Below are 24,443 nucleotides of genomic sequence, written 5' to 3'. Positions count from 1 at the left end.
CGATAAATATCAAAAATAGGGCGGTAGGGCATTCCGTCTTTAAAGCTCGTGGAGCCCGATGCAATAGCAGGGCTACGAAACGAGAAGCCCACACTATAGCGGCAGCTTAGTGTGGGAGTATGTCACGAGTGGGTTTTCCTTTGGCTATCAAATAAACTCAGTAGACCAATATTATATAGCAGTCGAAGCAAAGCTGAGGATCTTCCTAAATGCTCAAACGATCGTCATAGATGACTTATGACTTATGACTTATGACTTATGACTTGCGCGTAGCGCTATACAGGACATTTACCCGGTAATAAATTATGAATGATTCAATTCGCTTTCTGATGTGTGCCCCCGACCACTATGATGTAGACTATGTAATTAATCCTTGGATGGAGGGAAATATTCATAAATCCTCACGCGATCGCTCCGTTGAACAATGGTATCAACTCCACGACATTATTAAAGAAAACGCGGTCGTAGACCTAGTAACACCTCAAAAAGGATGGCCTGACATGGTATTCACTGCCAATGCAGGTTTGATCCTTGGAAATACTGTTGTTCTCAGCCGTTTTTACCACAAGGAACGTCAAGGAGAAGAACCCCATTTCAAAGAATGGTTCCTAAATCAGGGTTTTATCGTTCACGAACTTCCCAAAGACCTCCCCTTTGAAGGAGCGGGGGATGCACTACTAGATAGAGAAGGTCGTTACCTCTGGGCAGGATATGGCTTCCGTTCAGAATTAGACTCCCACCCACTTCTGGCAAAATGGCTCGACATCGAAGTGCTATCACTTAGACTTACAGACGAGCGTTTTTATCATCTTGATACCTGCTTCTGTCCTCTAACAGGAGGTTACTTACTTTACTATCCTCCCGCATTCGACTCTTACTCCAACCGCCTAATTGAAATGCGAGTGCCACCAGAAAAACGAATAACTGTAGCAGAAGCAGATGCAGTTAACTTTGCCTGCAATGCAGTTAACATCAACCAAACCATCATTATGAACAAGGTGAGTGAAAGCTTGAAATCACTCCTTACCGAAGTAGGTTTCAACGTCATTGAAACACTTCTAAGTGAATTTCTCAAAGCAGGCGGTGCAGCTAAATGCCTCACTCTTAGAGTTACAGAGCCAATTATACCCGATCGTTATGCCGTTGTACAAGTTGAAAGTCGTACCATTCGTATGGAAGGACATTTACTGGACTCTGGCTTGATCAACCAAGCTTTAGATTTAATAGTTGAAGGTGGGGGTAGTTTCAAAGTCCTCAACTTTAATCTCGGAGAACAACGTCAAAGCACTTCCCTCGCTGAAGTCAAAGTTTCTGCACCTTCCCATGAGGTCATGGAAGAAATAATGAGTCAACTCATTGACATTGGTGCATTAGTGCCTACTGAGGATGTGGAGGATGCTAAATTGGAGTCAGTGGAACAAGATGGTGTTGCCCCTGATGATTTTTATGTATCTACTATTTATCCTACTGAAGTTAGAGTAAAAGGTCAGTGGATACGAGTACAAAATCAAAGGATGGATGGAGCGATCGCCATTACTGAAACTGACGGTAAGATTCAAGCAAAATGTAAAGTGCTGCGGGATGTAAAAATTGGCGAAAAAGTCGTGGTAGATGTCATAGGTATTCGCTCTATCCGCAAAACAGAATCCCGTGAAAAACGAAATAAAGAAGAGTTCAGTTTTATGTCTGCTGGCGTTTCTAGCGAACGTAGAGTAGAATTGATTGTTGAACAAGTGGCTTGGGAATTACGGCAAGTTCGCGATCGTGGAGGCAAAATAGTAGTTACAGCAGGTCCAGTGGTGATTCACACTGGTGGTAGTGAACATTTAGCACATTTGATTCGTCAAGGATATGTGCAAGCATTGTTGGGTGGTAATGCTATAGCAGTTCACGATATTGAACAATCACTGATGGGAACTTCTCTTGGTGTGGATATGAAACAGGGAGTTGCAGTTCATGGTGGGCATCGACATCATCTGAAGACTATTAATACTATTCGGCGTTGTGGTAGCATTGCTAAAGCAGTTGAGACTGGTATTTTGAAAAAGGGTGTGATGTATGAGTGTGTTAAGAATAATGTACCCTTCTGTTTAGCAGGTTCGATTCGTGATGACGGACCTCTGCCTGATACTCAGATGGATTTGATTAAGGCACAGGAAGAATATACAGAGTTGTTGAAAGGTGCCGATATGGTTTTGATGTTGTCAACTATGTTGCATTCTATTGGGGTGGGGAATATGACACCTGCTGGAGTGAAGATGGTTTGCGTTGATATTAATCCGGCGGTGGTGACTAAATTGAGCGATCGCGGTTCCGTTGAATCAGTTGGAGTTGTGACTGATGTTGGTTTGTTCCTCAGTTTATTGGTTGCCCAGTTGGAACAGTTGACAAGTCCTTATTCTGTAGCTAAAGCATAACTTTAGAAGTTATATCATGTCGGGTTAAATACTTATAGAACCCATTTGATATCTATTTAGGGCTTGCTGAAAAAGTCTTTTAGTAGGGGTAGGAGACAGGAGACAGGAGACAGGAGACAGGAGGAACAGGGAATTATAGAGGAGATAGTAGGAAGAATAGTCCCTTAATTTTTCTGCCCAACTCTTGAGCAAAATCCGCTCCTAATTGAACCATTACCACCTAAAACCTCGCACTTTTTGATACTTAAAAAGGCTAAAATTTTTATCTGTAAAGACTTTTATATTTAATCAGCAACCCCTATTTAAAAAAAGATAGGGAGGTGGGGAGATGGAGAGATAAGGAGATGGGGAGATGGAAGCATTTTTCTACCTGCTTGGTGCCCTACCTGGTGCGCTATCGGGCAGTGAGTGCAGTGCGCCCTGCGGGTTCCCAAGGGGCTGTGGGCGGACGCAGGTTCCGCCCTATAGGCACCCCGCCGACAGTCATGCAACTAAAGAGATACCCGAAGGGCGCGGGGTTGCATCCGCTTTTGGCCCTATTCTCGTTCCTGAATCTCCTGACTTCACCAACGACTGAGTTCTAAGGACGGCAGCCAAAAGCACATACCCCGTGCAAAGATACGATCGGGGGTTCTATGAAGTATTTGAACTAGCGTAAGCCAGAAGAATTGCAAAAAAACTCGAAATTCAACATACACCAAAATATGGTAGTTAGTTAAAGATGCTTGAATCTGAATTATCTGTACTTGTAGGGCAATGTTTAAATCGACGAATTCCAGATGCTGAAACTTGAGAAAAATGAGAAAAAGAAGTTTCAATTTGGCAGGGTGAGCGCAATGCAACCCCGGTTTGTGTAGATTGGCGTTTTCGTACAGAAGACGCAAGAGTTAAGCTTTCAAAAATTTATCCTACCCGTCAAAATTAACGGGACAGACCACTAGTAATATCATGTCCGTTTGAATAATTAGACTTTGGTGGAAGGAAGGCAGAAGGCAGGAGGCAGGAGGCAGAAGGTTTTCTCAAGAGTGTCACCTTAATTTTATACACGCTCCGATGCTACCGGACATGATATAAAACCCGATTTAGTATTACTCCGGTTCAACCAAATTTAATATAACTACCTTTTTGAAATTTGGTATAATAATTTAATAACAAAGAAGTACATATAGTATTTATCACCCTTTGTAAACTATACTTGTTTTTTTCTACGAATTACTATAGTTTTATTTCTAAATAATCTGAGAAGTAGCTATTTTCCATTTGCCGTCTACAAATGTCAAATTATAAATAACTGTTAGTTGGGCAGAGCCTGACCTTGTAGTTTCTAATTTATCATTTTTAAAAAGTTGATATTCTTCAGTAACTTTAATTTGAATCTTGGCTTGATTTCCTTGAGTAGAAAAATATTCAATACTATCTATTTTTTGTACTCTATACTGATAGTAAGCATTATTTTCTTTTAACCAGGCGATCGCTCCATTGGAGGCTACTATACTATCATAGACTTTTCCTGTTGTTAATTCAGCAGCAAGTTTTCGGTTATAGGGAGGAGCAAATATTTCTTTTTTTGCTTTTAACCAATTCTGGATTAATTCTTGAGCTTGTTGTTGAGAAATTGATGTTACTAACTCGGTGGTGGGTGGTGTGGGAATATTTGGTATTTCTAAGTCCGTTTGGGGAGATTTGCTTAAGACATTTTTGAGCAAAATACTACTCAAAAAACAACTGCCAATAGCACCACTAATAATCACAGCTTTCTGCCAAGTTTTGCGATTAATAGATAATTGAGTTGAAGGAGGGTCTATACATTGGTCTAAAGGTGAATTTAAAGTTGTCGCTGTGTCAGAATTATTGATTACTACTAAAGATGAAGATGACGGAGTTTTTTCATTAGTAAAAACCTGAGTTGAATTAGACTTTAAAGCATCTAACATTTCTGTAGATGTAGCAAAGCGATCGTTAATATTAGGTTGAATTGCTCGGTCTAAAATTCCTGCTAATTTAGAAGTTAAATTACTCGTATATTTTTGCCAAATAATCTTCCCTGTTTGTAAATCCATTTCTAAATCTTGGGGAACTCTTCCTGTTAGTAGAAAAATAGCTGTTAGTCCTAAACTATATAAATCGCTTGCATAAACTGGTCGTCCTGCTGCTTGTTCAAAAGCCATATATCCAGGAGTACCAATCATCATAGAAATAGGTGTCGTATTTTGAGAATTAATTGCTGTGCTAATAGAATCTTTTACTGCCCCAAAATCTATTAAAACTGGCAAGTCATCCTGTTGGCGCAAAATAATATTTTCCGGTTTAATATCCCGATGAATAATATTTCTGCTATGTATATAAGTAATAACCGATAGTAAACTAATCAGAATTTTCTGAACATCACCATCTGTCATTGGGCCTGTAGTTTTTACTTTTTTCCCTAGAGTTTCTCCCTCTATCCATTCTTGTACCAGGTAAAATTGACCTGCTGTATCACTAAAATAAGCATACAACTTGGGTATTTGGCTATTAGTCTCCCCTAATTCTTCTAAAATGGCCGCCTCTCGTTGGAAACGTTGCAATACCTGTTGGTAAATTTCGGGATTATTTGTAACTACTTTAAGTTGCTTAATTACACAGTAGCGGCCTGAAGGCATTTGGGTATCTTGAGCTAAAAAGGTTTCTCCGAACCCACCACTACTGAGTGCTTGTATAACTTGATAGCGATTGTTCAAAACTGTCGGTTTCACATCAGGAATTATTACCCATTTGTTTTAATTCAGGATAACATACTTATTAGCTAATAATCCTTATCAAAAATGAGAAAATTATTAAAGTTAATTATTTTAACAGTAGCGATTACTGGCAGCCATACAGGAATTTTATCTATTGTAAATAAGATTAATGCTGCTCAAAAGAGTGTTAATTTACAGACTAAATATATTGCTAATGTTCGGGATAATCGCAAAATAAAATCTGACAATAAAAATAATATTAATTCACAATTATCTGCTTCAGAAAAACTATCTAATTTTCGTATAGTTCAATTTGATGATACTACTTTAAAATCTCTAGATATTGATGAAAAAAAATCATCAAAATTATCTATTTTATCAAGGCAAAATATTTTAAAAGAAGCACCTATAGGTCCTTCTCAACCTCCGACAAGACCAGTAATTGATGTTCAGTTAAATAAAAATGTTGGAGACAAAAGAATTAACAAACCATCAGCCAATAATATTCCCGAAGATCCTCAGTTTAAACCAGTGATGGAATATGCTATAAAACAAAATCTTTCTCAACGTCCGATGGCAGAAATTATGCAGGCGATCGCTGATTATTTTATTGGTGCTCCCTACAAGGCTGGATTATTAGACCAATCAAATCAAGAATCTTTAGTTATTAGTTTAGATGGATTTGATTGTGTATTATTTGTGGAAACTGTCTTGGCAATGGCTAGGGGAATAGCAATGGAAGATTATGCTTATTTGACCTTTATTAATAACATTAGAAACCAGCGTTACTGGAAAGGTAAAATGGATGGATATTGCAGCCGTTTACATTATTTTTCTGAATGGATTGCTGATAATAAAAGACGTGGAACTGTTATAGATATCGGTGTTGAATTAGGTGGTGAAAGGGTAAATAAGCAATTATTTTTTATGAGTAAAAATAGATTTAAGTATCCACAAATTGCTAGGAATGATGCTAATTATCAATGTATTGTTAGTATGGAAGATAGTATCAGTAAACTGAAAATTAATTATATTCCTTACTATAAAATTAGTACCGTTTATTCTCAGTTAAAAGCGGGAGATATAGTCGCCGTAGCAACAGAAATTAATGGCTTAGATGTGACTCATACTGGTTTAGTTTATCGTAATTCTGATGGTAATATTGGTTTGATTCATGCTTCCCCTGCGGGAAAAGTAACGGTTGCTTATGATTTAGAAAGATATATTTGGAATGTGGAAAGTGCCATTGGTATTTTAGTGGCAAGACCTGTCGATCCAAGAGAAGTAGTAGGGGTTAACGGCCATTAACCCCTACAGGTGGTGTATAGTTTCATCTTTTGCGTAATCAAAAAAATCAGCATCTATGACTCAAACTTCATTATCAGCAAATTCAGACAGTTTCAACTTCAGCGCTCTAGTTAAAGATGTTAAAGTAGCCTTGATTATTCAATTAACAGGGTTATTGCTGATCTACTTAGTTAAAGTATTTCTAGCCCGATGGATGGGCAAAACCGAGTACGGAATTTATGAATATGTCATCTCTTGGTCATTACTCTTAGCAATTCCAGCAGGATTGGGTTTCCCTCGCACGGTATTGCGCTTAATTTCCGAATACCGAGTTAAGCAAGATTGGGGGCGTTTGGGCGGTATTATCCGTGGCAGCTTGTTACTGACCATATTGAGTAGTGTCTTTTTGTGTTTAGTTACCACGGGTCTAATTTTATTGCTCAACTATTATCACAGCTTTGCCTACGCAAAACCACTTCTAATCGGGATTTGGTTAGTGCCATTACAAGCTTTAGTCCAATTATTTTTGGAAACAGCTAGAGCAATGAAAGATGTAACTTTGGCCTATACACCATCCCTAGTAATATGGCCAATATTATTGCTGTCAGGAGGATTATTTTTGTGGCAAAGAAACCACGCACTCCGCAGCATCACAACAATCGAAATGGCAATGGTAATGCTGGCGATCTCCCTATCATTCCAGTTGTGGTTGTTGTGGGGCAAATTGAATGCAGAAGTTGAGCAGACTACTCCCATCTATAACTACCGGGAGTGGATAAACATCGCTCTAGTTTTGTTATTACAGGCGGGATTTAGGGAGATTTTGAGTCAAACAGATATTGTGATGGTGGGTTCGGTCATCGGAGCTGATGAGGCGGGGATTTACAGCGCGGCGGTGAAGACTGCTGAATGGGTAGCTTTCTCTTTGCAAACTATTAATATCGTAGTCGCTCCTGTTTTTACTACCCTGTATGTACAAGGCGATCGCCAGGAGTTACAAAAGCTGGTCTCTAAAGTGACTGTCTGGATGTTCTGGTCTTCCCTAGCTGTTGCTGCTATCTTGATTATCTTCGCCAAACCTGTAATGGGGATTTTTGGATCGGATTTTGTCGTTGCTCACTGGCAGTTAAAGATTTTGGTTTTAGGACAGTTGGTAAATGCTTTATGTGGATCTGTGGGTTTCTTGTTGATTATGACAGGTCATCAAAATCAAGCGGTTTTTGTTTATGGTTATGCTGCTTTAATTAATATTGTTTTGAATGGAGTATTAATTCCTATCTTTGGTTCCATTGGAGCAGCGATCGCTACTAGCTTGACTATGGCGATGTGGAATATCTGGCTTAGTTTCCTAGTGATTAAGCATTTAGGTATTTACCCTTCGGTTTTTTATAGTTTTTTTGCTAAGGGAATAAGGAAGAATTCATTAATTGATAATTGATCATGGATAATTGATAATTACCTCTGGTTAAAACCGTTACGGAATTGAAGATCAGCAAATTCAAGAGCACTTTTTTTCCCTATCCAAGGGAAGGCTTCAAGGCGCGAATTATTTAATTATAGCAATATGGTTTGAGTTGTGAGATATTGGAGATTTTTAGGGAACAGGGAATACTTAACTGGGAACACTTAACTGGGAACAAAGAAAAAATGTATCTATATATTATAAGATAACTGCTATATTCTATACCTTTAAGGAACACTTCAATTCTCACATCTGATTCCTGACTGCTATATTTAATTATTAATAATTAATAATTCGGTAAGAAGGAGTAAATATAAAAAAAAGGAAAAACGATAGAGCAGCAAATAATGTTATCATCTCAATAATATTAAGAATGTGTATGTTTTATGGCCGCTGATATTATTGACTATGAAATAAAAGGAGAATCTCTACAATTAGTAGAAATTGAACTTGACCCTAAAGAAGGAGTAAGAGCAGAAGCAGGAGCAATGACCTATATGGAACAAGGGATTGAAATGCAAACTACTACTGGTGGTGGTGCTTGGAAAGGTTTTAAGCGAATGTTGACTGGGGAAAGTTTTATGATTACCACTTTTTTCAATCAAGGTACAGGTAAAGCTAGAGTTGCTTTTGCTGCTCCCTATCCAGGGCAAGTTATTCCTTTAAATTTAACGGAATTAGGTGGAGAATTTTTATGTCAATCTAGTTCTTTTCTCTGCGCTGCTAATGGTATTGATATCGAAATTGCCTTTACTAAAAAAGTAGGTGCTGGTTTCTTCGGTGGAGAAGGTTTTCTCCTGCAAAAATTACAGGGAAATGGATTAGCTTTTGTTCATGCTGGTGGTACAATTGTAGAAAAAAATTTAGCTGACGGGGAAGAATTACGGGTAGAAACTGGTGCAGTTGTTGGTTTTTCTACGTCGATAAAATATGAGATTGAAATGATGGGTGGTTTGAAGAATATTGTATTTGCTGGAGAGGGTTTATTTTTAACTAAACTAACGGGTCCTGGTTTAGTTTATATACAAAGTTTACCTCTTTCAACTATGGCACGAAAAATTGTTGCTGCTGCACCTGTTCAGCAGTCAATTTCTTAGAAAATAGGGAGTAGGAAGTAGTAGGGACGTTGTATGCAAAGTCCCTCAAGAGTAGGGAGAAATAATTGATTTTATTTTTTATTATTGGAGATGTCTAATACCAATTTGAAAAAAATAATGATTTACTTGAGTAATTAACAGGCAAAATGACCTTTTTGATAATTATTAACCTTATTAACCAGAAGCTTGTTAATGATTGCTATAGCAATTCCCATGCTGGTGAGGTACAAAATTCTAGGTTTTAGGGAACACTTAACTGGGAACAGGGAATAGGTATGGAGGGAATCAGGAATCAGGAAGAGAAAAGAAATTAAAGATAGGTGTACCTCATAAGCTTGAGAAACGCTATATGCTAATTAAATCTAAAAGTATTGACAGATAATTTTTTAGCCTTTTTAGGTTCTGAAAAAGTGTAATTTTTTAGGTTATTCAGGTTCAAAAAGTGAGCCTTTAATGCTCACTACAGCAGAAAAATCAAGGGACTATTCTTCCTGGTAGATCCTCTATAACTCCTATTTATTCTGACTCTGTACGGACGTTGGATGTAACGTCCCTACTCATACTTTTTCAGCAAACCCTAATTATTCATGTTTTGACTACTCCTCTACAGACCTTGTACGCAACCTCCCTACCCGCTCCCCTATTCCCTATTGTATAATTTCACTACGAGAAGTTTTAGTTTTTCTCTCAGGATTAGCTGTTAAGTTTGCTGGTGATAAATCAACATAACCCCAGTTATTTAAAACATCTTTAAGTAAAATTTCTTGCTGGTTGCGTAACTCTGTTACACTAGCTCCTTTGTTCAGAATTGTAAACCAAACAACTCCCTTTTCTTTTGTTGGTAAAGCTCCTCCTAAAGCACTAACATAATCTAGGGTTCCAGACTTAACTACTGCCAAATTTGGAAGTTGTTTACGTTCATCTAAAATACCTTTATCTTTCCCAACTATAACAAACACATCTGCCACACTCATATTGTATTGCTGAAGATATTTATGAATTGCTATAAACATTCCAGTAGCAGCACGGGGAGAAATGCGATTTTCTTCTCCTAAACCAGAACCATTAATTAGTTGAATTTCCTCTTTTGGTAATCCTGTAAATTCAGCAGCTTTTGTCGCAACCACTTGATAACCTCCCACAGCTTCAGCTAACATATCTGCCATTAAATTATTGCTATATTGATTCATTTTCTTGACCAGTTCAGCTAGGGGAAAAGAATAATGCCTAATTAATAGTTTGAGATTTTCAGGAGGAGTAAGAGAAACTGCTACAACCCCATCAATTATTACTTGTGGTTTTGCTGTACCTGGAGGCAAAGTCTGATATTGATTTAAAACTTCTGAAGACCAAATTTGACTGTTTAATCCTTGTTTCAATAAATTACCAGCAGTCTGAGGATTAGATTCAAAGTTCATGTAAAATTTGCCAGTAATAATTAGATTGCCAGTAACTCTTTGAATCCCCATTTGATTTAATAAATTACCAATAGCGATCGCTTCTTCCCACACAAAAAATGGATCTTCTCCTCCTTGAATGACTAAATCTCCATTTAAAATGCCATTTTCAATTGTACCTGTTGTGCCAATTAAAGTAATAAATTGATGGTCGGGATTGAAAGTTTTTAAGGCTACTAAAGAAGTTGCTACTTTAGTAATTGAAGCTGCTGGTAAAGGAATTGTACCTTGATAATTTGCTAATAAAGTATCATTTGATTGTATCCATATTCCTTGATTTTGTTGAGAAAATCCTTGATTTGCTAATCTACTAAGATATGTTTGTACTTGAGTAGAGGCTATTTTTTCAGGATTATCTGGAGGTAGTGTTAAGGGTTTTTCCGGAATTTCAATTGATACTTGTGGGGAAGGTGTGGTTTCAGGAGAAGGAGATGGTATTTCCGGTTCAGGTGATTTACACCCAGCTAAAGATAACGCCATACAGATAGTAGTTATAAAAATTTTTTTTAGCATTAGTTTCATCTTCATTTATTGCAGTAATATCTAGAGATTATACTATAGTTAACTCTGTCTGGCATTTTAGCAGTTTACATAGCAGAAGGAAGAAGTAATAAGTAAGAAGATTGTAGTTATCTACAACAGAAGGAAAAATCTGGCGTTTTCTGAGTTTTAACCTTTTTATCTGTCCGCGTCCTTTCTTTCCACTGCCATATCAAAAAATAATCAAATATTGATACTTTGACTTTGTTTGATTAGATTTTTTTTTAGATAAATAATATAGTTAATTTAGCAATAAATTTTGCCCGAAACAATCGTCTATTTTCTGCTCAACTTAACAGAATAAATTGTAGATTCAACTAGAACTTATTACCCACTTCTGATTAAATATAAATAGTTTTTGTCAATTTGTGCAAGAGAATCTAAAATCTAATATTAAGTATGAATAAAAAAACAGGGCAAACTACCCTTTTAAGTAATAATCCTTATATAGAATTAAGTAATCAAGGCCAAATTATCACTTTCCAACTGACACAAGACAATCATATATTAGGGCGCGATCGCCTCCACGCCGATCTTGTAGTACCTTCAGGTTGGTTAGTCATATCTAGTTACCACGCCACTATCCGGAAAATTGATTATCGCTACCATATTTATGATGGTGACGGTCATCGAGCAAGCACCAATGGATTATTTCTAGATCGTACTCGCATCACTCCATCTGAAGGTCATCTTCTAGAGAATGGCATGGAAATTAAAATTGGTCTCGACCCCCAAAACCAAATCTTGCTGAAATATTTCGATCCTAATAATCCCATAACTATAGCATCTTTACCAAAAACGCGCTCAATATCTTTAAAAGATCGATCAGTTTTACTTGGTCGCGATCCTGATGCCACTCTGGAATTGGATGCTCCCATTGTTTCTCGTAGTCATGCCACCATTGAACCTAGTGGTCAGGGTAATTACGTTTTACACGACTATAGTACCAATGGCGTTTTTGTCAATGGGGTGCGAGTTAAAAACTCTATTGTTTTGACTGAAGGAGCGGTCGTCAAAATAGGACCTTTTACTCTAATTAGGCGTGGCGATCGCCTAGAAGTTTTTGACCCTGGAAATCAAATTCGTATTGATGCTGATCACCTATTTAGAATTATCAGAGACCAACGAGGAAAAACACGAGTTTTGCTAAATGATATCTCTTTTGCGATCGAACCAGGACAGTTTGTAGCGTTGGTGGGAGGTAGTGGCACTGGTAAATCAACTTTGATGCGAACATTATTAGGAATAGACCCTACAACTAAAGGCAAAGTTTATATTAATGGTGAAGATTTAAGGAATAATTTCAATATCTATCGGACTCAAATTGGTTATGTTCCTCAAGATGATATTATTCATCGAGAATTAACAGTATTAGAAGTTTTAAATTATGCGGCAAAATTGCGATTACCGCCGGATATTAATATTCAAGAAGTAGTTGAAAAAACTCTAGAACAAATAGAGATGAAAGAGAGGAAAAATGTATTAGTTAGTCAGTTAAGTGGGGGGCAGAGAAAAAGGGTAAGTATTGGCGTGGAATTATTAGCAGACCCCAAATTATTTTTCTTAGATGAACCGACATCAGGACTCGACCCAGGTTTAGATAAAAAAATGATGCAACTATTAAGAAAGTTGGCAAATCAAGGACGAACAATTATTTTAGTTACCCATGCCACAGCTAATATTAGAATTTGCGACCGAGTAGTTTTTTTAGGTAGAGGAGGGCGTTTATGTTATTTTGGCTCCTCGAGAGAAGCTATGACTTTTTTCTCTGTCAATACTGGTGATTTTGCTGATATTTATAACGAACTAGAAACCAATGATGAAAATATTAATGAGTGGGTAAATAATTTTCGTCAATCAGAATATTATCGACGTTATATTGCCAATCATCTCAGTATCGATAATTTAAAATCCCCTACTAATTTACCCCCCAAAAAACAACCCGCTTCTTTTGGGAAACAACTTTTGATTTTAATTCAACGATATTTTCAATTAATTATTCGCGACCCCATTAACTTAGGTTTAGCTTTATTTACTGCCCCTATTGGTATTAGTTTAATTTTATTTGCAGTTAGAGATAAAAACCCATTAATTGGCGACCCAGAACCCTCCTTAGCTCCTTTAGCTTTGCGAGTATTATTTGTATTTACCTGCGCTTGTTTATGGGTTGGTCTGTCTAGTTCTATGCAAGAAATAGTCAAAGAATCAGCTATTTATATTCGGGAAAGATTAGTTAACTTAGGATTATTTGCTTATCTCAGCTCAAAATTAATAGTTCTAGGATTATTAGCAACTCTGCAAACTCTATTAATAGTAGTAGTAGTAATACTGGGATTTGAAAATCCCCAGCCAGAATTAATTTCATGGTCTATAGGAGTTAGTATTACCACTTTTTTAACATTAATAAGCTGTATTAGTCTGGGATTAATGATTTCATCTATTGTGAAAAATGGTTCTCAAGCTAATAGTGCTTTACCCTTAATATTGCTACCTCAAATTATTTTTTCTGGTGTTTTATTTGAAATGACAGGTATAGCTAGTAAATTTTCTTGGCTAATGTTAAGTCGTTGGTCTGTATCTGCCTATGGGGCACTTGTAAATGTTAATAATATGGTGCCAGAAGCAACTAAATTACCAGATGGAAGTACCGTTCCTTTACCATTTTCTGGTTCAGATGTTTACAACCTTAACTGGGAAAATTTAGGGATAAGTTGGGGAGCTTTATGTTTACATTCGCTGATTTATTTAGGCTTTACTATTTGGTTTCAGAAGAGGAAAGATATTATATAAGCATTCAGCAGTCAGCTATCAGCTATCAGCTATTAAGTCATTAAATGATACAAGAGATTCTAGGTATATGAAGTACAGATATTAATAATTACAGGACTTACGCAAAGGCACTATTTATAGGGTCAAATAACTATTGGACAATAGTTTTGAGCACTATATATAGCTTATCTGCGTAAGTCCTAAATTAAATATTCTCAGTGCGAGCATCTTGCTCGCGTGGGTTTACCTCACCAAAGTGGAATCCGCTGTAACTTTGTAGAGACGTTGCATGCAACGTCCTTACTCCTCTACTCCTCTACTCCCCTACTCCCCTACTCCCTACTCCCTACTCCCTACTCCCTTCTAAGATTGAAACTGCTGTAATAACCAAGCATAAACTTGAGTTTCATTTGTTCGACGAGTGCGCTGAAGCGCCTCATTTAATAAAGAAATGTCTAAACCAGGCAAAACTTGAGACCGATCGATTTTTCTACTACCATTGTTAGCAACAGCAAAGGCAATAATTTCTACATTCTGAACATCAACTATCCAATATTCAGCAACATTAAGTGCTTCATAAAGCAAACGCTTTTCCCCTTTATCATCAGAGAGGGAAGTATTGGCAACTTCAATAACTAGAGTTGGTGGAGGATAAATATCCAGGTCAATAAAAGAAGTTCCCCAAGGAATGACATCAGCATTTTCCCCAATGTAATAGGAAGCATCAGGTTGAGCTGCTCGAAATCCTGTTTTGCGGTAGGTACAGTTATCTCTACTGCTCAGGGGAATATTTTTAGTCGTAGCAAATAAAACAATTGCACCCATAATCACTGCATGGTCTTTAGCGTGATCATTTCCTAGTGGTGACATTTCTATTCTGAGTTTTCCTTTGTGGTAGTAAACTTTGGCTTTTTCATAACTTGGGTCTTCAAGAATTTGGATGTATTCTTCCCAAGTTGCTGTTATCCAGGCGTCTGTGGGTAGTTGGGTTTGGGTTTTGCTCATGTTTTGTCGGAAAAGGTATATTTTATATTGTAGGTAAGGTTAGCGATCGCTCTTTTAAGAATTAACTCTATCTAACCATTTTTCAGCTTGAGAATATTTATCTTTAACGAAAAAGAATTTGTTTGAGTAGTTTTTATATTCATTGATTTTCTCTATATTATATCATGTTCCCCCGGAGGGGGAGCTACGAATTGCGGACGGGTCAGTTATAAATAAAATTTAAGGACTGACAGTACCGACAGTACCAAATAAATACTGAAATTATCAATACCCCATCTCCAATATTTCCTCTTTTTCTCCTTTCTTCCCTCCTGACTCCTGTACGTCGCCAATCTGACCGCTCCCCTACCTCACTCCTGACTGCTTACAATAGTTATTTATAAGTATTCAACCGTTAGCGTAGCTCCCCCGGAGGGGGAACATGATATTATAGCCAAAAATAGCGTTCGCTAGTTGATTGTTGTTATTAGACTTAGCTTGATCTACTATATTTTTCATAGTAGTGTTTATATTTAAGTATTCAAATAATAATATACCATTTTTAAATACATAATGAAATATTGGCTAATGAAATCCGAACCAAAAACTTACAGTATCTCAGATATGAAGCTTGAAAAAACTTGTATTTGGGATGGAGTGAGAAATTATCAAGCTCGGAATTTTTTGCGACAAATGATCAAGGGAGATTTAGCATTTTTCTATCATTCTAATACTGTGCCTCCTGGCATTATTGGATTAGTAAAAATATTGGAAAGTGGCATTGCTGACCCTACTCAATTTGATCCAAAAAGCCAATATTATGACCCAAAATCTACTCCTAATTCGCCTCGGTGGCAAACTGTTTCTGTGGAATTTGTAGAAAAGTTTCCTCAGTTAATATCTTTGGCTATTTTGAAACAAGAATTTAGCCCAGATGAATTGTTAGTTACTAAGAAAGGAAATAGGTTATCCGTAATGCCTGTTGCTCAAAATGTGGCAGAGAAAATTTTAGTAATGAAAGATGGTTTTTAAGCTAATTTACTATATTCTTCTGTGCCCATAAATTAGTCCAGTAGGGTGCGTTAGTAACGCACCATCCCACAGTCCAGTCGTAGTAGATTGACACAGCTAAAACTGTGCATTAGATTTTTTGGTATAACTCTTGTTATAGAAAGGTTTGACTGATTTTTTTGTAGCAACATTTAAGTGTGTCTGGTGCGTTACGCTTTGCTAACACACCCTACTGGACTGACTCAAAAGCAGACAAATTTGATATAATTGTTCAGTCAAAAAAATATTAGTAATTACCAGGTGAGTAATGAGTGATTTTCAAGTATGCGATCGCGATTTAACTGAAACTATGTTATCTGATTATTTGCAAGCAGATAGTATTGCAGTGGATACAGAGACAATGGGTTTATTACCATCGCGCGATCGCTTATGTTTAGTTCAGTTATGCGACCCTAAAGGTAAAGTTACAGCTATTCGTATTGAAAAAGGGCAACAAGCAGCACCGAATTTAAAACAGTTAATGGAGGCGACTAGCATAGTTAAAATATTTCATTTTGCCAGATTTGATGTAGCAATGTTGCAGCATCATTTAGATATTAAAGTTTCCCCTATTTTCTGTACAAAAATTGCTAGTAAGTTAGCACGAACTTATACAGGAAAACATGGCTTAAAAGACTTAGTAATGGAATTAGAAAAAGTAGAGTTAGATAAATCTGCTCAAAGTTCTGACTGGGGAAATGCAGTTAATTTAACTGACGAACAATTGAGTTATGCTGCTAATGATGTGCGGTATTTATTGAGTGTTAGGGAGAAATTAATTAAAATGTTGAAACGTGAGGAAAGATGGGAATTAGCACAGCAGTGTTTTGAATATTTACCTGTATTTGTGGGGTTAGATTTATTGCAGTATAAAGATGTTTTTGAACATTAATTAAATTGGGATTTGCGGGGCGATATTTGTCTTTTTTTTTTCTGCTATTATTAGTAGATAAAATAGGAAGCAATATTGCTCTGCAATACCACCCTAAATTTAAGTCTAAATATGAACCAGATAATCAAATTAAATGAGTGGAATTAATCGTCCAATTGTTCTTGACTCCACACAGATTGCCAAGCATTTGCCAGATACTCCCCAAATGCAAAGGCTTTTGAGAAAAGGACGTGCAGCTCATGTATTTAAGGATGAAGCTACTATGAACCAGGTCGCCTGCGCTATAATTGAAAGTGGAGAGTTTACTGATACCGTTAGGGAATATGAGCGCTATGGAATGCTGTTTGCAGAACCCATTGGTTATAGAATTAGTCCTGACGGTAGTCGCATTGCACTTTATTATGGCGAAATTAAAATTGATGACAACAACCAATACCATCTGCGAAACCAATCTCGGTACCACACAAATCACCGATGATACCATGACCTTAAATACAGGTTTTTTATGTGCAGGTGCCAGGGGTGTAATTAGCTCTTTGTGGTCAGTAGATGACTTAGCAACATCATTGTTTTCGTTATTTTATCATCAAAAACGAAAAGCTGGTTTGAATCGTCCCCAAGCGTTGCAAAAAGCTCAACAAGATTTACGGCATTTAACAGGGAAGGAGTTTGAGAGGGAATATTATCAAGAGTTAGAGCAGTTGCTGAATGAAAAATTACAGCTAGCATCTCAGAAGACAGCGGCAGCAAAACAAGAGCGCGATGGTTGTGCGGAAAATGCTCCAGAGTATCAACAGTTGCAGGCAGAATATGAGAAGCGGGTGCGGTTGGAAGAGCGGATATCGGGAACTAAAGATCGACGATTAAAAGCAGTCTGTCAACAAGAGCATCCATTCGAGCATCCCGAATATTGGAGTGGGTTTATTTGTGCGGGTTTGCGTTAAGAAAGGCAGAAGGCAGAAGGCAGAAGGCAGAAGGGAAAGAAAGGTTCAAAGTAGTGGACTGTTTCATCTTAAATGTTGCAATAGGAAATCTACTAGAGATTGCTTTCCTAACGGAATGCTCCGCAAACACTATCGTTCGCAATGACAATTATAACGCACTATTTTAGCTGAAACAGTCTACTACTAGACTGGACTTTTGATCAACCGATTTGGTACAATATATAGCAATCCTAGCGTCTTGCTATAATAAACATAAAAAAACCAATGTCAGCCAGGGATTTTTTTCATCAGGAAGTTAAAAATGCTCTAATATAAAGATGGATGGTCAATCACCCATGACCCATTATTTGTTCGTTTCGGTGGTGTAGATATGTCTATTGACCTCGGTGCAGAACAACTAATTGGAGCACAAAAAGATAATCAAAAGATAGCAGTTGAAATTAAAAGTTTCTTACCAAAATCATCAGCTATTTATGAATTTCATACTGCCTTGGGACAATTTATTAATTATCGGGCGACACTAAGACAGAATGAACCAGATCGAATACTCTATTTAGCTGTACCTGTGATTACTTATAACAACTTTTTTACACTTGAATTTCCTCAATTAATGGTTAATGAAAATCAAGTAAAACTAATTATTTATAATCCAGAAAAAGAGGTAATTACAGAATGGAAAAACTAGAAAAATATCGTCATTTAGTCCAGGAATTTTTGTTAGAATATAGCAAAAATAAACCTGCTTATGGATAAATTGAAGTACAGCCAATTTTTGATACTGTACGAGACCATTATCAGATTGTTTATCTTGGTTGGGAAAAAGAACATTTGATTCATAGTTGTCCGATTCATATTGATATAAAAGGAGAAAAAATTTGGCTTCAGTGGAATGGAACTGAAGTGGATATTGCAGAAGAATTAGCGACGTGGTTTTCAAGCTCTCATCCCAATAGATAAAAATAAACCTTTATAACGTCTTCTCCTCCATGCTTCTGCTAAATTAGCACATACAGAACGGGAGGAACGCCTAATTTGGTCAGTTAAAGAATATGTTTCTTCTTGGGGAAAAGTTTTAGAAATTTCAAAAATTTTCATAGCAGTATTAAAAGCAATTTGATACACCTCTAAATCTTCATGATTATTAATTAAATTTTCGCGACTTTCAGTCATATATTTTTCCCACTACAACAACAATATCCAATCCCGCCATCTCCCCATCTCCCCATCTCCCCATCTCCCCATCTCCCCATCTCCCTACTCTCACAACAACCCTCGATAACGAATAAACAGTAAAATAACTGCCCACGAACCTAACGTTACTTTTATTGCCACTAAAATATTAAGTATCGGCAGAATTCCCCCACTAACAAGAGTACCCAACTCTCCTTTAGGTAATTCCAATCCCATCAGAGTTATAGCTGCCAATACAATGAATATTAAGACTGAAATCTTTTCTAAAGTAGCAGCATTCCATTTTTTATAGATTTTCTCCATCTTCTCAGATGATGAAGTAATGGCAATCAAACCAATAGCAGTTCCTCCAGCAACCCCTGCCGCAAACCCACCACCTGGACTTAGATGTCCCCTAATTGCTAGCTCAATACTCACCAACGCCGTAATAGTAGCTCCCAAACGCGCTAGCACAATTGAAGGTTGATCGCTAAATTGATAAACTTTTTCGGTGGGTTTTTCATTTGCGAGGAGAAAATTCACGCCCAAAATAGCGATCGTAAATACCACCACTTCAAAAATTGTGTCGTAGAGTCGATTTCTAAAAATGATGCCAGAAACTGCATTTGGTACTCCACTATCATCTACGATCGCTCTCACAATAGAAATTTCATCCCATTCTGCTTGTGGGTTTGGCATAACTAACACTTTAATGAATAATGCTATTCCAGCTATAAGATAAACCCATTTCATTAATGTTTGCCCTCCAAGTCTGGTACAGTTATGTATGTCAGAGTTATTTTTGATGAAGTCAGGTCGGTTTGCATAATCTCAAAAAGACGATGCACTCTAATGCTAGCTTGATAAGTAGGTTCACTGTCTGGTTCTAATTGTTCTGATTTACTACAGATGGCGTGAACCTCTTTACCTATCAATGCCCATTCTAAAGCTTGTTTGTTGGGATATTCAACTAATTCAAGACGCAAATGATATTTATCAATAGTTTGTCTAATCTTAGAGATTAATTTAGTAAAACCACTGTCTGTTTCTGCATCTAACCCTTTAACTATTCCCAGACGCATTACTAAAGAGGAACGAACTGCCACAACATAAAGAGTAATAGCTAACATTGTACCTACTAAAGCTTCAGTTAAAGCTACATCTGCAGCTCCTAAAACTGCATATACCAAAGCTGCTACTGCTCCTAAAATTGCTCGGATAATTAAAGCATCATAGGGATTAACTTGAAATACCAGTATCAAAGCTGCTAATGGTAGTAGAGCAATGATGACATAAATATAACTATCAATCATTCTTTCCCTCCACTACTAGAGCAATATGCTAAAACATATCCCAAAACCGTATTCCAAATTGCCAAAGTAATCAGTGCTAAGAGCAATAACGGCCATTCTACAGGTATTTTGAGTAGTAAACCGACAACAATACTCATCGACCCAAGGGTATCAGCGACTGAAAGACTATGGAGTTTAAATAAAACCGATCTATGTCCGAGCAGGGGAAATGTTCCCCAAAACCAGAAGATAATCCCGATAACTATCAAGCTATAACTTAAAATGTCAATAATCATACTTCGTTTAACCTTTTGATTAAATTTGCCAGTAGCATTAATCCCGCATTACCCACACTCAGAATAATAACTGCAACTACTCCAATTGACCAATCATCTCGCAAAACGGATACCACCAACATCATAATCGAAGTTTTGGTGGCAATACTAGCAAAGGCTAGTATTTTCTGCCAAATATTATTATCCTGCCAAGCTTCATAAATGGGTATGAGCAAAGCTAAAATCATAGCAATCAAAATATAGTTCATTTGTTTTTCATCCGTCGCACTACGTGTACTTCATACCAACCTTGTTCATGGTATTTCAAAACAATGCTTTTAGGGGTAAAAGTAATCAAAAATATATCCAGAAATATCAATCCTGGTGTTCGTTTTGGTTTAACTTTTTCGCAAACCAATACTTCATCATTATGGGGGCGAAGCATAATTTGTATTGCTTCTATATAGGCCTGGGGAATTGCGACCACAATTTCCCATAACACGTCTAACCAATCTTTTAGATCGCCTAATGATTTACGATTACGGGGTAATAACAAAGCGATACTGACACCAATGATAATATTTGCCAGACTCAAATCAGCAGTAAGCAAAAACCATATTGTCAGTCGTAATATTATATTGAAAAATCCGATTATATTGAAAAATCCCAGGGTGTTCATACTATCCAGTAATTAGTTACAATTATGTCTATTGGCGTGACACGCCTAAAACTGTGTAATATCATGTCCGGTAGCATCGGTCTTGTATAGTAAATAGGCAACAAGCAACAGCTCCGAAAGGCAACAGGCAAGAAAAAAACTTCAATTTCCTGTAGATATCCACGCTAACTTTTACACAAACGATACCAACGGACATGATATAATAGATATTTGTTTCTAGGTGTCCCCATCTCCCCATCTCCCCATCTAACTCACCATTTAAGGTGTGTCACGCCAATATATTTCTGCTTCAGCAAGTTTAGCAGTAATAGGTTTGTCAGGAATTACGCAAATTAACCTTGAAAACCCCATATGTAGGGGCGCAATTCGGAGCTTTAGGGAGCGCAAATGGCATTGCCTAACGCCAAGCTTTCCTATGGTCATGCTACCGCAAACGCTAACGTCCTCACTCTATTTAGTGTCCGTGCGCACTTCCTGTTTATACTAAGTCATATCAGCAATAGAAGCCAAAGTTATTAGGCTATAAGTATTGGCAATATCCAAAGGCGGGAATTTTAAACTTGCAATCGATGTTTGTACATTTCTTCATAAAGTGGCATACATTTATTAATACATGGTACTAATATATCTGGAATATTAATTTCTTTAGATTCCTGAAAAAATCCACTAGAATTAATAACGTCTTCACGAAACTGTTCAAAAATTGTATTTTTCCATGATAAAATATTAGTTTCTTCTGGTCTCCAAAAAAGCATTTTTTCAGAAAAATTAATTCCTAATTGGCAGCATAAAGCTTTTAAATAACTCCTTGAATCTTTTACTATATCTCCTGAATCTATTATAATAGGTTTTTGTGCTGTTATATTTTCAATTTCTTTGAATAGTCGATAATGTTCTTCCCAGCCAACAAAAGATTCCGAATTTTCCCAGCTAAAACCAGCAGATTTTCTAGCTTTCCAATATGAAATAATTGTTTCTCGTGGGTCTCTAATTAGGAAGCAGTTTTTTACTTTAGATATCCAACTTTTGTCAAAACCTGGAAGTAGATGAAATGACATATGTTTTTGGAATGAAAAATATTTTCCTTCTGGAAGATCGCCAATTAGTTTTTCAATAATATTTGAATAACTATTGTTATAATATTTGGACAAATAGTCTGATGGAAAATCAATAATATCATGGTAATTAATCTTATCAACAAAGGAAAAATGATGTAAAGGTTCATCATAGACCATGCAATCATCAATCTGCTCAAATGCTCTTGTTATTGCACTTGAACGAGTTCTCGGACAAGCCCACATAGCAATTAGCAAGTTAGTTGTTATTTTCTGGCTTTTAATGCTACAACATTATCGTAGGTAAAAGCAATAAAACCATTTGCCTTTAAGCACAGGAGAACGTCAATAAATCCCATAATTTTCAAACCTGAATTATTGTTATGATTTTTTTCGCCCAATAAACAGATAATAAGGTACTTTTATCCCAGGTAAAAAAGGAATAGTTGACATCCTTTCAATAAATTGAATACTTTCAAAACGGTAATGAAGATAAGGAGCGTGTTCAGCAGATAAAAAGACATTATCTCTGCCAAACCAAGCAGGCCAAAAATGACGAGATAACCAGGAGTGGGAAGACCATTGTGTTATTGGATATTTACGAGAAACATAAAAATCAACAACTCCAATAATTCCATCATGCTTTAGTAAACTGTAGGCTCGATCTATAGCTGCAAACCAATCTGGAATCATTGTTAATGAGTAGGAAAATGTTACAATATCAACCATCTGTTCTGGTGGGGTAAATTGGGTAACATCAGCTTCCACAGTCTCAACGTTAGACCATCCATTGGTAATAATTCGCTCCTGTGCTATTTCCAATAAAGAAGGGCATAGATCTACAATGTAGAACTTCTGAAATTTGCTTAATTTATCGCCTATTGACTCAAGATTAGCTCCGGTACCACCTCCTAGATCGACCCAAATATCTCCCGGATATTGAATCAGGGATTGATACAGGTCTTCTCTCCCTTGTAGCAGACGTTTGCGAAACTTGTCATAACCCTGAGCTTGACCTCCATAAAAACTTTCTAGTCTTTCCTGATGATTACTACCTTGAATAGGTTTAACTAAATGGTATAATATATTCAGGTCTTGAGCAAAATCGCTAAAAAATGACACCCTTACCTCCTTAAGCTGTGACTAGATCAGCAATATAAAAACTGCCATAAGTACGGACTCGATCTTTTTGATGGAGTTGTTTTGCTAAATCCTTTTGGTATTGCAGCAGTTCACCTAAATTATACTCCTGACCTTGGGTAGAAACACAGATAGGATCGACATATTCTACTTCAAAACCACCACTCCGAAATAAAATACGCGACTTTTTCTGAGAACGATCGACAATAGCTTGCCATTCTCGTTTTAGCTCTGCATATTCATAATTACTCAGCCAGTCCATATGATCGAGTAAAACGAAATGAGAAATCTGAATATCATGATTACGCTCTAAAAATTGAGCTATTGTATCTGTATGAACTGAGATGCGATCAACTAATCCCGCTTTGAGTAATTGAAAATTTTCCGGTTTCAAATATTCTGGGCAACAATTTGGTGTATACTTGCCTTCCAGAAAAACTCGCCAGAAGTAATTATCCCAGATCGGAATTTCGCTAAAAACTTGCTGACAACAATCTTCTACAAATCCCGACACTCCATTTTTCAGGTAGCGCTCCATTTGTTGTCGTTGTTGAGGAGGAACACCTAACATCCACAGCGTCAAGTTACTATCCATAATCTGACGGATAAATTTTTTCCAAAACCTATCGTTAAGCTTTTCATCATAATATATCTGACGTTGCTCTTCAAGAGTTTGAGCTTTAAGCAGTGCATTGATTTCATCTCGAAGTTGCACAACACGATCGATGTAGAAATTAATCAATTGAGCAAAGATACCTGTTGTACCATGAAAGAAAAAAGAACGCTTACCTGCAAAAAGTCTCGCTCCATGATTATCCCAATATTGTTGAGCAAAAGGAGATAAATAACCACGAAGTTTTTGCTGATAAACCTCTTTAAAGTTAGATAAATGTCCTTCGCCAAAAAGTTGAAAAAAGCTAGAATAATCAAGTTCTCGAATCCCAGCTATTTTTAGTTCAAGTAAGGCATTTTGTCGAGGGTTAACATCAACTGCATAAATATGCACTGGATAAACCAGTGCATATTCAATAGCATTACATCCTCCTGAAGTCAAGACCAAAACTGTATCATCTTTGGTCAAATTCATAGCTACTCTGTCTAGTCTAGGGTCTTCCCAACAAGTTACATAAACTAGATTATTTCGATGTACATAATGAAACCCTAAATCTAACCAATTGTCAATTTTTGGAATCAAAGTCATTTGTTATTACCT

The 24,443-nt window shown here is 36.8% G+C and carries 23 protein-coding genes; 11 read left to right on the top strand and 12 right to left on the bottom strand.

Annotated elements, in window-relative coordinates; all coding sequences use genetic code 11:
- Window positions 1-305 precede the first annotated feature (305 nt).
- On the top strand, window positions 306-2,417 hold the full coding sequence (locus tag F6K18_RS28085; protein WP_287525686.1) for a TIGR00300 family protein: 2,112 nt from the start codon (window positions 306-308) through the stop codon (window positions 2,415-2,417).
- Between the two features lie 1,229 nt (window positions 2,418-3,646).
- Here the strand turns inward: F6K18_RS28085 and F6K18_RS28080 are convergent.
- Window positions 3,647-5,137 carry an IMS domain-containing protein gene (locus tag F6K18_RS28080; protein WP_287525685.1) on the bottom strand — a complete coding sequence of 497 codons (1,491 nt, stop codon included), beginning with the start codon at window positions 5,135-5,137 and terminating at the stop codon, window positions 3,647-3,649.
- Between the two features lie 84 nt (window positions 5,138-5,221).
- Here F6K18_RS28080 and F6K18_RS28075 point away from each other — a divergent pair, with 84 nt between their 5' ends.
- The 3 genes from F6K18_RS28075 to F6K18_RS28065 all read left to right on the top strand — a co-directional run bounded on the left by F6K18_RS28075 (window position 5,222) and on the right by F6K18_RS28065 (window position 8,983).
- Window positions 5,222-6,445: a DUF1460 domain-containing protein gene (locus F6K18_RS28075; protein ID WP_287525683.1), complete on the top strand. Its 1,224-nt coding sequence runs from the start codon at window positions 5,222-5,224 to the stop codon at window positions 6,443-6,445.
- A gap of 55 nt (window positions 6,446-6,500) precedes the next feature.
- Complete coding sequence (locus F6K18_RS28070; protein ID WP_287525682.1) at window positions 6,501-7,862, top strand: flippase; 1,362 nt, start codon at window positions 6,501-6,503, stop codon at window positions 7,860-7,862.
- A 410-nt stretch (window positions 7,863-8,272) separates the two neighbouring features.
- Window positions 8,273-8,983: a TIGR00266 family protein gene (locus F6K18_RS28065; RefSeq protein ID WP_287525681.1), complete on the top strand. Its 711-nt coding sequence runs from the start codon at window positions 8,273-8,275 to the stop codon at window positions 8,981-8,983.
- Between the two features lie 647 nt (window positions 8,984-9,630).
- Here the strand turns inward: F6K18_RS28065 and F6K18_RS28060 are convergent.
- Window positions 9,631-10,920, bottom strand: a complete 1,290-nt coding sequence (locus F6K18_RS28060; protein ID WP_287525680.1) for a D-alanyl-D-alanine carboxypeptidase — start codon at window positions 10,918-10,920, stop codon at window positions 9,631-9,633.
- 459 nt (window positions 10,921-11,379) lie between these two features.
- On the opposite strand from F6K18_RS28060, the gene F6K18_RS28055 reads away from it, so the two are divergent.
- On the top strand, window positions 11,380-13,770 hold the full coding sequence (locus tag F6K18_RS28055) for an ATP-binding cassette domain-containing protein (protein WP_287525679.1): 2,391 nt from the start codon (window positions 11,380-11,382) through the stop codon (window positions 13,768-13,770).
- A 342-nt stretch (window positions 13,771-14,112) separates the two neighbouring features.
- Here F6K18_RS28055 and F6K18_RS28050 read toward each other — a convergent pair whose 3' ends face one another.
- The gene (locus F6K18_RS28050; RefSeq protein ID WP_287525678.1) at window positions 14,113-14,754 is read right to left on the bottom strand and encodes a Uma2 family endonuclease; all 642 of its coding nucleotides are present in this window, start codon (window positions 14,752-14,754) and stop codon (window positions 14,113-14,115) included.
- A 552-nt stretch (window positions 14,755-15,306) separates the two neighbouring features.
- On the opposite strand from F6K18_RS28050, the gene F6K18_RS28045 reads away from it, so the two are divergent.
- From F6K18_RS28045 to F6K18_RS36930, 6 genes are all read left to right on the top strand, one after another.
- Window positions 15,307-15,765: an EVE domain-containing protein gene (locus tag F6K18_RS28045; RefSeq protein ID WP_287525677.1), complete on the top strand. Its 459-nt coding sequence runs from the start codon at window positions 15,307-15,309 to the stop codon at window positions 15,763-15,765.
- A gap of 286 nt (window positions 15,766-16,051) precedes the next feature.
- Complete coding sequence (locus F6K18_RS28040; protein WP_287525676.1) at window positions 16,052-16,675, top strand: ribonuclease H-like domain-containing protein; 624 nt, start codon at window positions 16,052-16,054, stop codon at window positions 16,673-16,675.
- 133 nt (window positions 16,676-16,808) lie between these two features.
- Window positions 16,809-17,153 carry a DUF6972 family protein gene (locus F6K18_RS28035; protein WP_287525674.1) on the top strand — a complete coding sequence of 115 codons (345 nt, stop codon included), beginning with the start codon at window positions 16,809-16,811 and terminating at the stop codon, window positions 17,151-17,153.
- A 4-nt stretch (window positions 17,154-17,157) separates the two neighbouring features.
- A complete protein-coding gene (locus F6K18_RS28030) occupies window positions 17,158-17,619 on the top strand; it encodes a CHAT domain-containing protein (protein WP_287525673.1) in 462 nt (153 codons plus the stop codon).
- A 370-nt stretch (window positions 17,620-17,989) separates the two neighbouring features.
- A complete protein-coding gene (locus F6K18_RS28025) occupies window positions 17,990-18,304 on the top strand; it encodes an element excision factor XisH family protein (protein ID WP_353735198.1) in 315 nt (104 codons plus the stop codon).
- A 68-nt stretch (window positions 18,305-18,372) separates the two neighbouring features.
- Window positions 18,373-18,576: an element excision factor XisI family protein gene (locus F6K18_RS36930; RefSeq protein ID WP_353735199.1), complete on the top strand. Its 204-nt coding sequence runs from the start codon at window positions 18,373-18,375 to the stop codon at window positions 18,574-18,576.
- Here F6K18_RS36930 and F6K18_RS28020 read toward each other — a convergent pair.
- The 9 genes from F6K18_RS28020 to F6K18_RS27980 all read right to left on the bottom strand — a co-directional run bounded on the left by F6K18_RS28020 (window position 18,553) and on the right by F6K18_RS27980 (window position 24,431).
- Window positions 18,553-18,789 (bottom strand): four helix bundle protein, encoded by a 237-nt coding sequence (locus F6K18_RS28020; RefSeq protein ID WP_287525671.1) that lies wholly within the window; start codon window positions 18,787-18,789, stop codon window positions 18,553-18,555. The genes F6K18_RS36930 and F6K18_RS28020 overlap by 24 nt on opposite strands.
- A gap of 90 nt (window positions 18,790-18,879) precedes the next feature.
- Complete coding sequence (locus F6K18_RS28015; RefSeq protein ID WP_287525670.1) at window positions 18,880-19,542, bottom strand: Na(+)/H(+) antiporter subunit B; 663 nt, start codon at window positions 19,540-19,542, stop codon at window positions 18,880-18,882.
- A complete protein-coding gene (locus F6K18_RS28010; RefSeq protein ID WP_287525669.1) occupies window positions 19,542-20,102 on the bottom strand; it encodes a DUF4040 domain-containing protein in 561 nt (186 codons plus the stop codon). The genes F6K18_RS28015 and F6K18_RS28010 overlap by 1 nt, the downstream gene beginning before the upstream one ends.
- On the bottom strand, window positions 20,099-20,377 hold the full coding sequence (locus F6K18_RS28005) for a monovalent cation/H(+) antiporter subunit G (RefSeq protein WP_375341360.1): 279 nt from the start codon (window positions 20,375-20,377) through the stop codon (window positions 20,099-20,101). The genes F6K18_RS28010 and F6K18_RS28005 overlap by 4 nt, the downstream gene beginning before the upstream one ends.
- Complete coding sequence (locus F6K18_RS28000; RefSeq protein WP_287277197.1) at window positions 20,374-20,625, bottom strand: hypothetical protein; 252 nt, start codon at window positions 20,623-20,625, stop codon at window positions 20,374-20,376. The genes F6K18_RS28005 and F6K18_RS28000 overlap by 4 nt, the downstream gene beginning before the upstream one ends.
- Window positions 20,622-21,035: a cation:proton antiporter gene (locus tag F6K18_RS27995; protein WP_287525668.1), complete on the bottom strand. Its 414-nt coding sequence runs from the start codon at window positions 21,033-21,035 to the stop codon at window positions 20,622-20,624. The genes F6K18_RS28000 and F6K18_RS27995 overlap by 4 nt, the downstream gene beginning before the upstream one ends.
- Window positions 21,036-21,589: 554 nt before the next feature.
- Complete coding sequence (locus tag F6K18_RS27990; protein ID WP_287525667.1) at window positions 21,590-22,348, bottom strand: sulfotransferase domain-containing protein; 759 nt, start codon at window positions 22,346-22,348, stop codon at window positions 21,590-21,592.
- A 123-nt stretch (window positions 22,349-22,471) separates the two neighbouring features.
- Complete coding sequence (locus F6K18_RS27985; protein WP_287525666.1) at window positions 22,472-23,212, bottom strand: class I SAM-dependent methyltransferase; 741 nt, start codon at window positions 23,210-23,212, stop codon at window positions 22,472-22,474.
- A 10-nt stretch (window positions 23,213-23,222) separates the two neighbouring features.
- Entirely contained in the window at window positions 23,223-24,431 is a 1,209-nt protein-coding gene (locus F6K18_RS27980) for a BtaA family protein (RefSeq protein ID WP_287525665.1), read from the bottom strand.
- Window positions 24,432-24,443 lie beyond the last annotated feature (12 nt).

It is taken from the genome of Okeania sp. SIO2C2 (assembly GCF_010692625.1).
Taxonomy (GTDB): domain Bacteria; phylum Cyanobacteriota; class Cyanobacteriia; order Cyanobacteriales; family Microcoleaceae; genus Okeania; species Okeania hirsuta.
The sequence above is the reverse complement of the archived record's forward strand: the minus strand, read 5'-3'. Positions and strand labels throughout refer to the sequence as shown.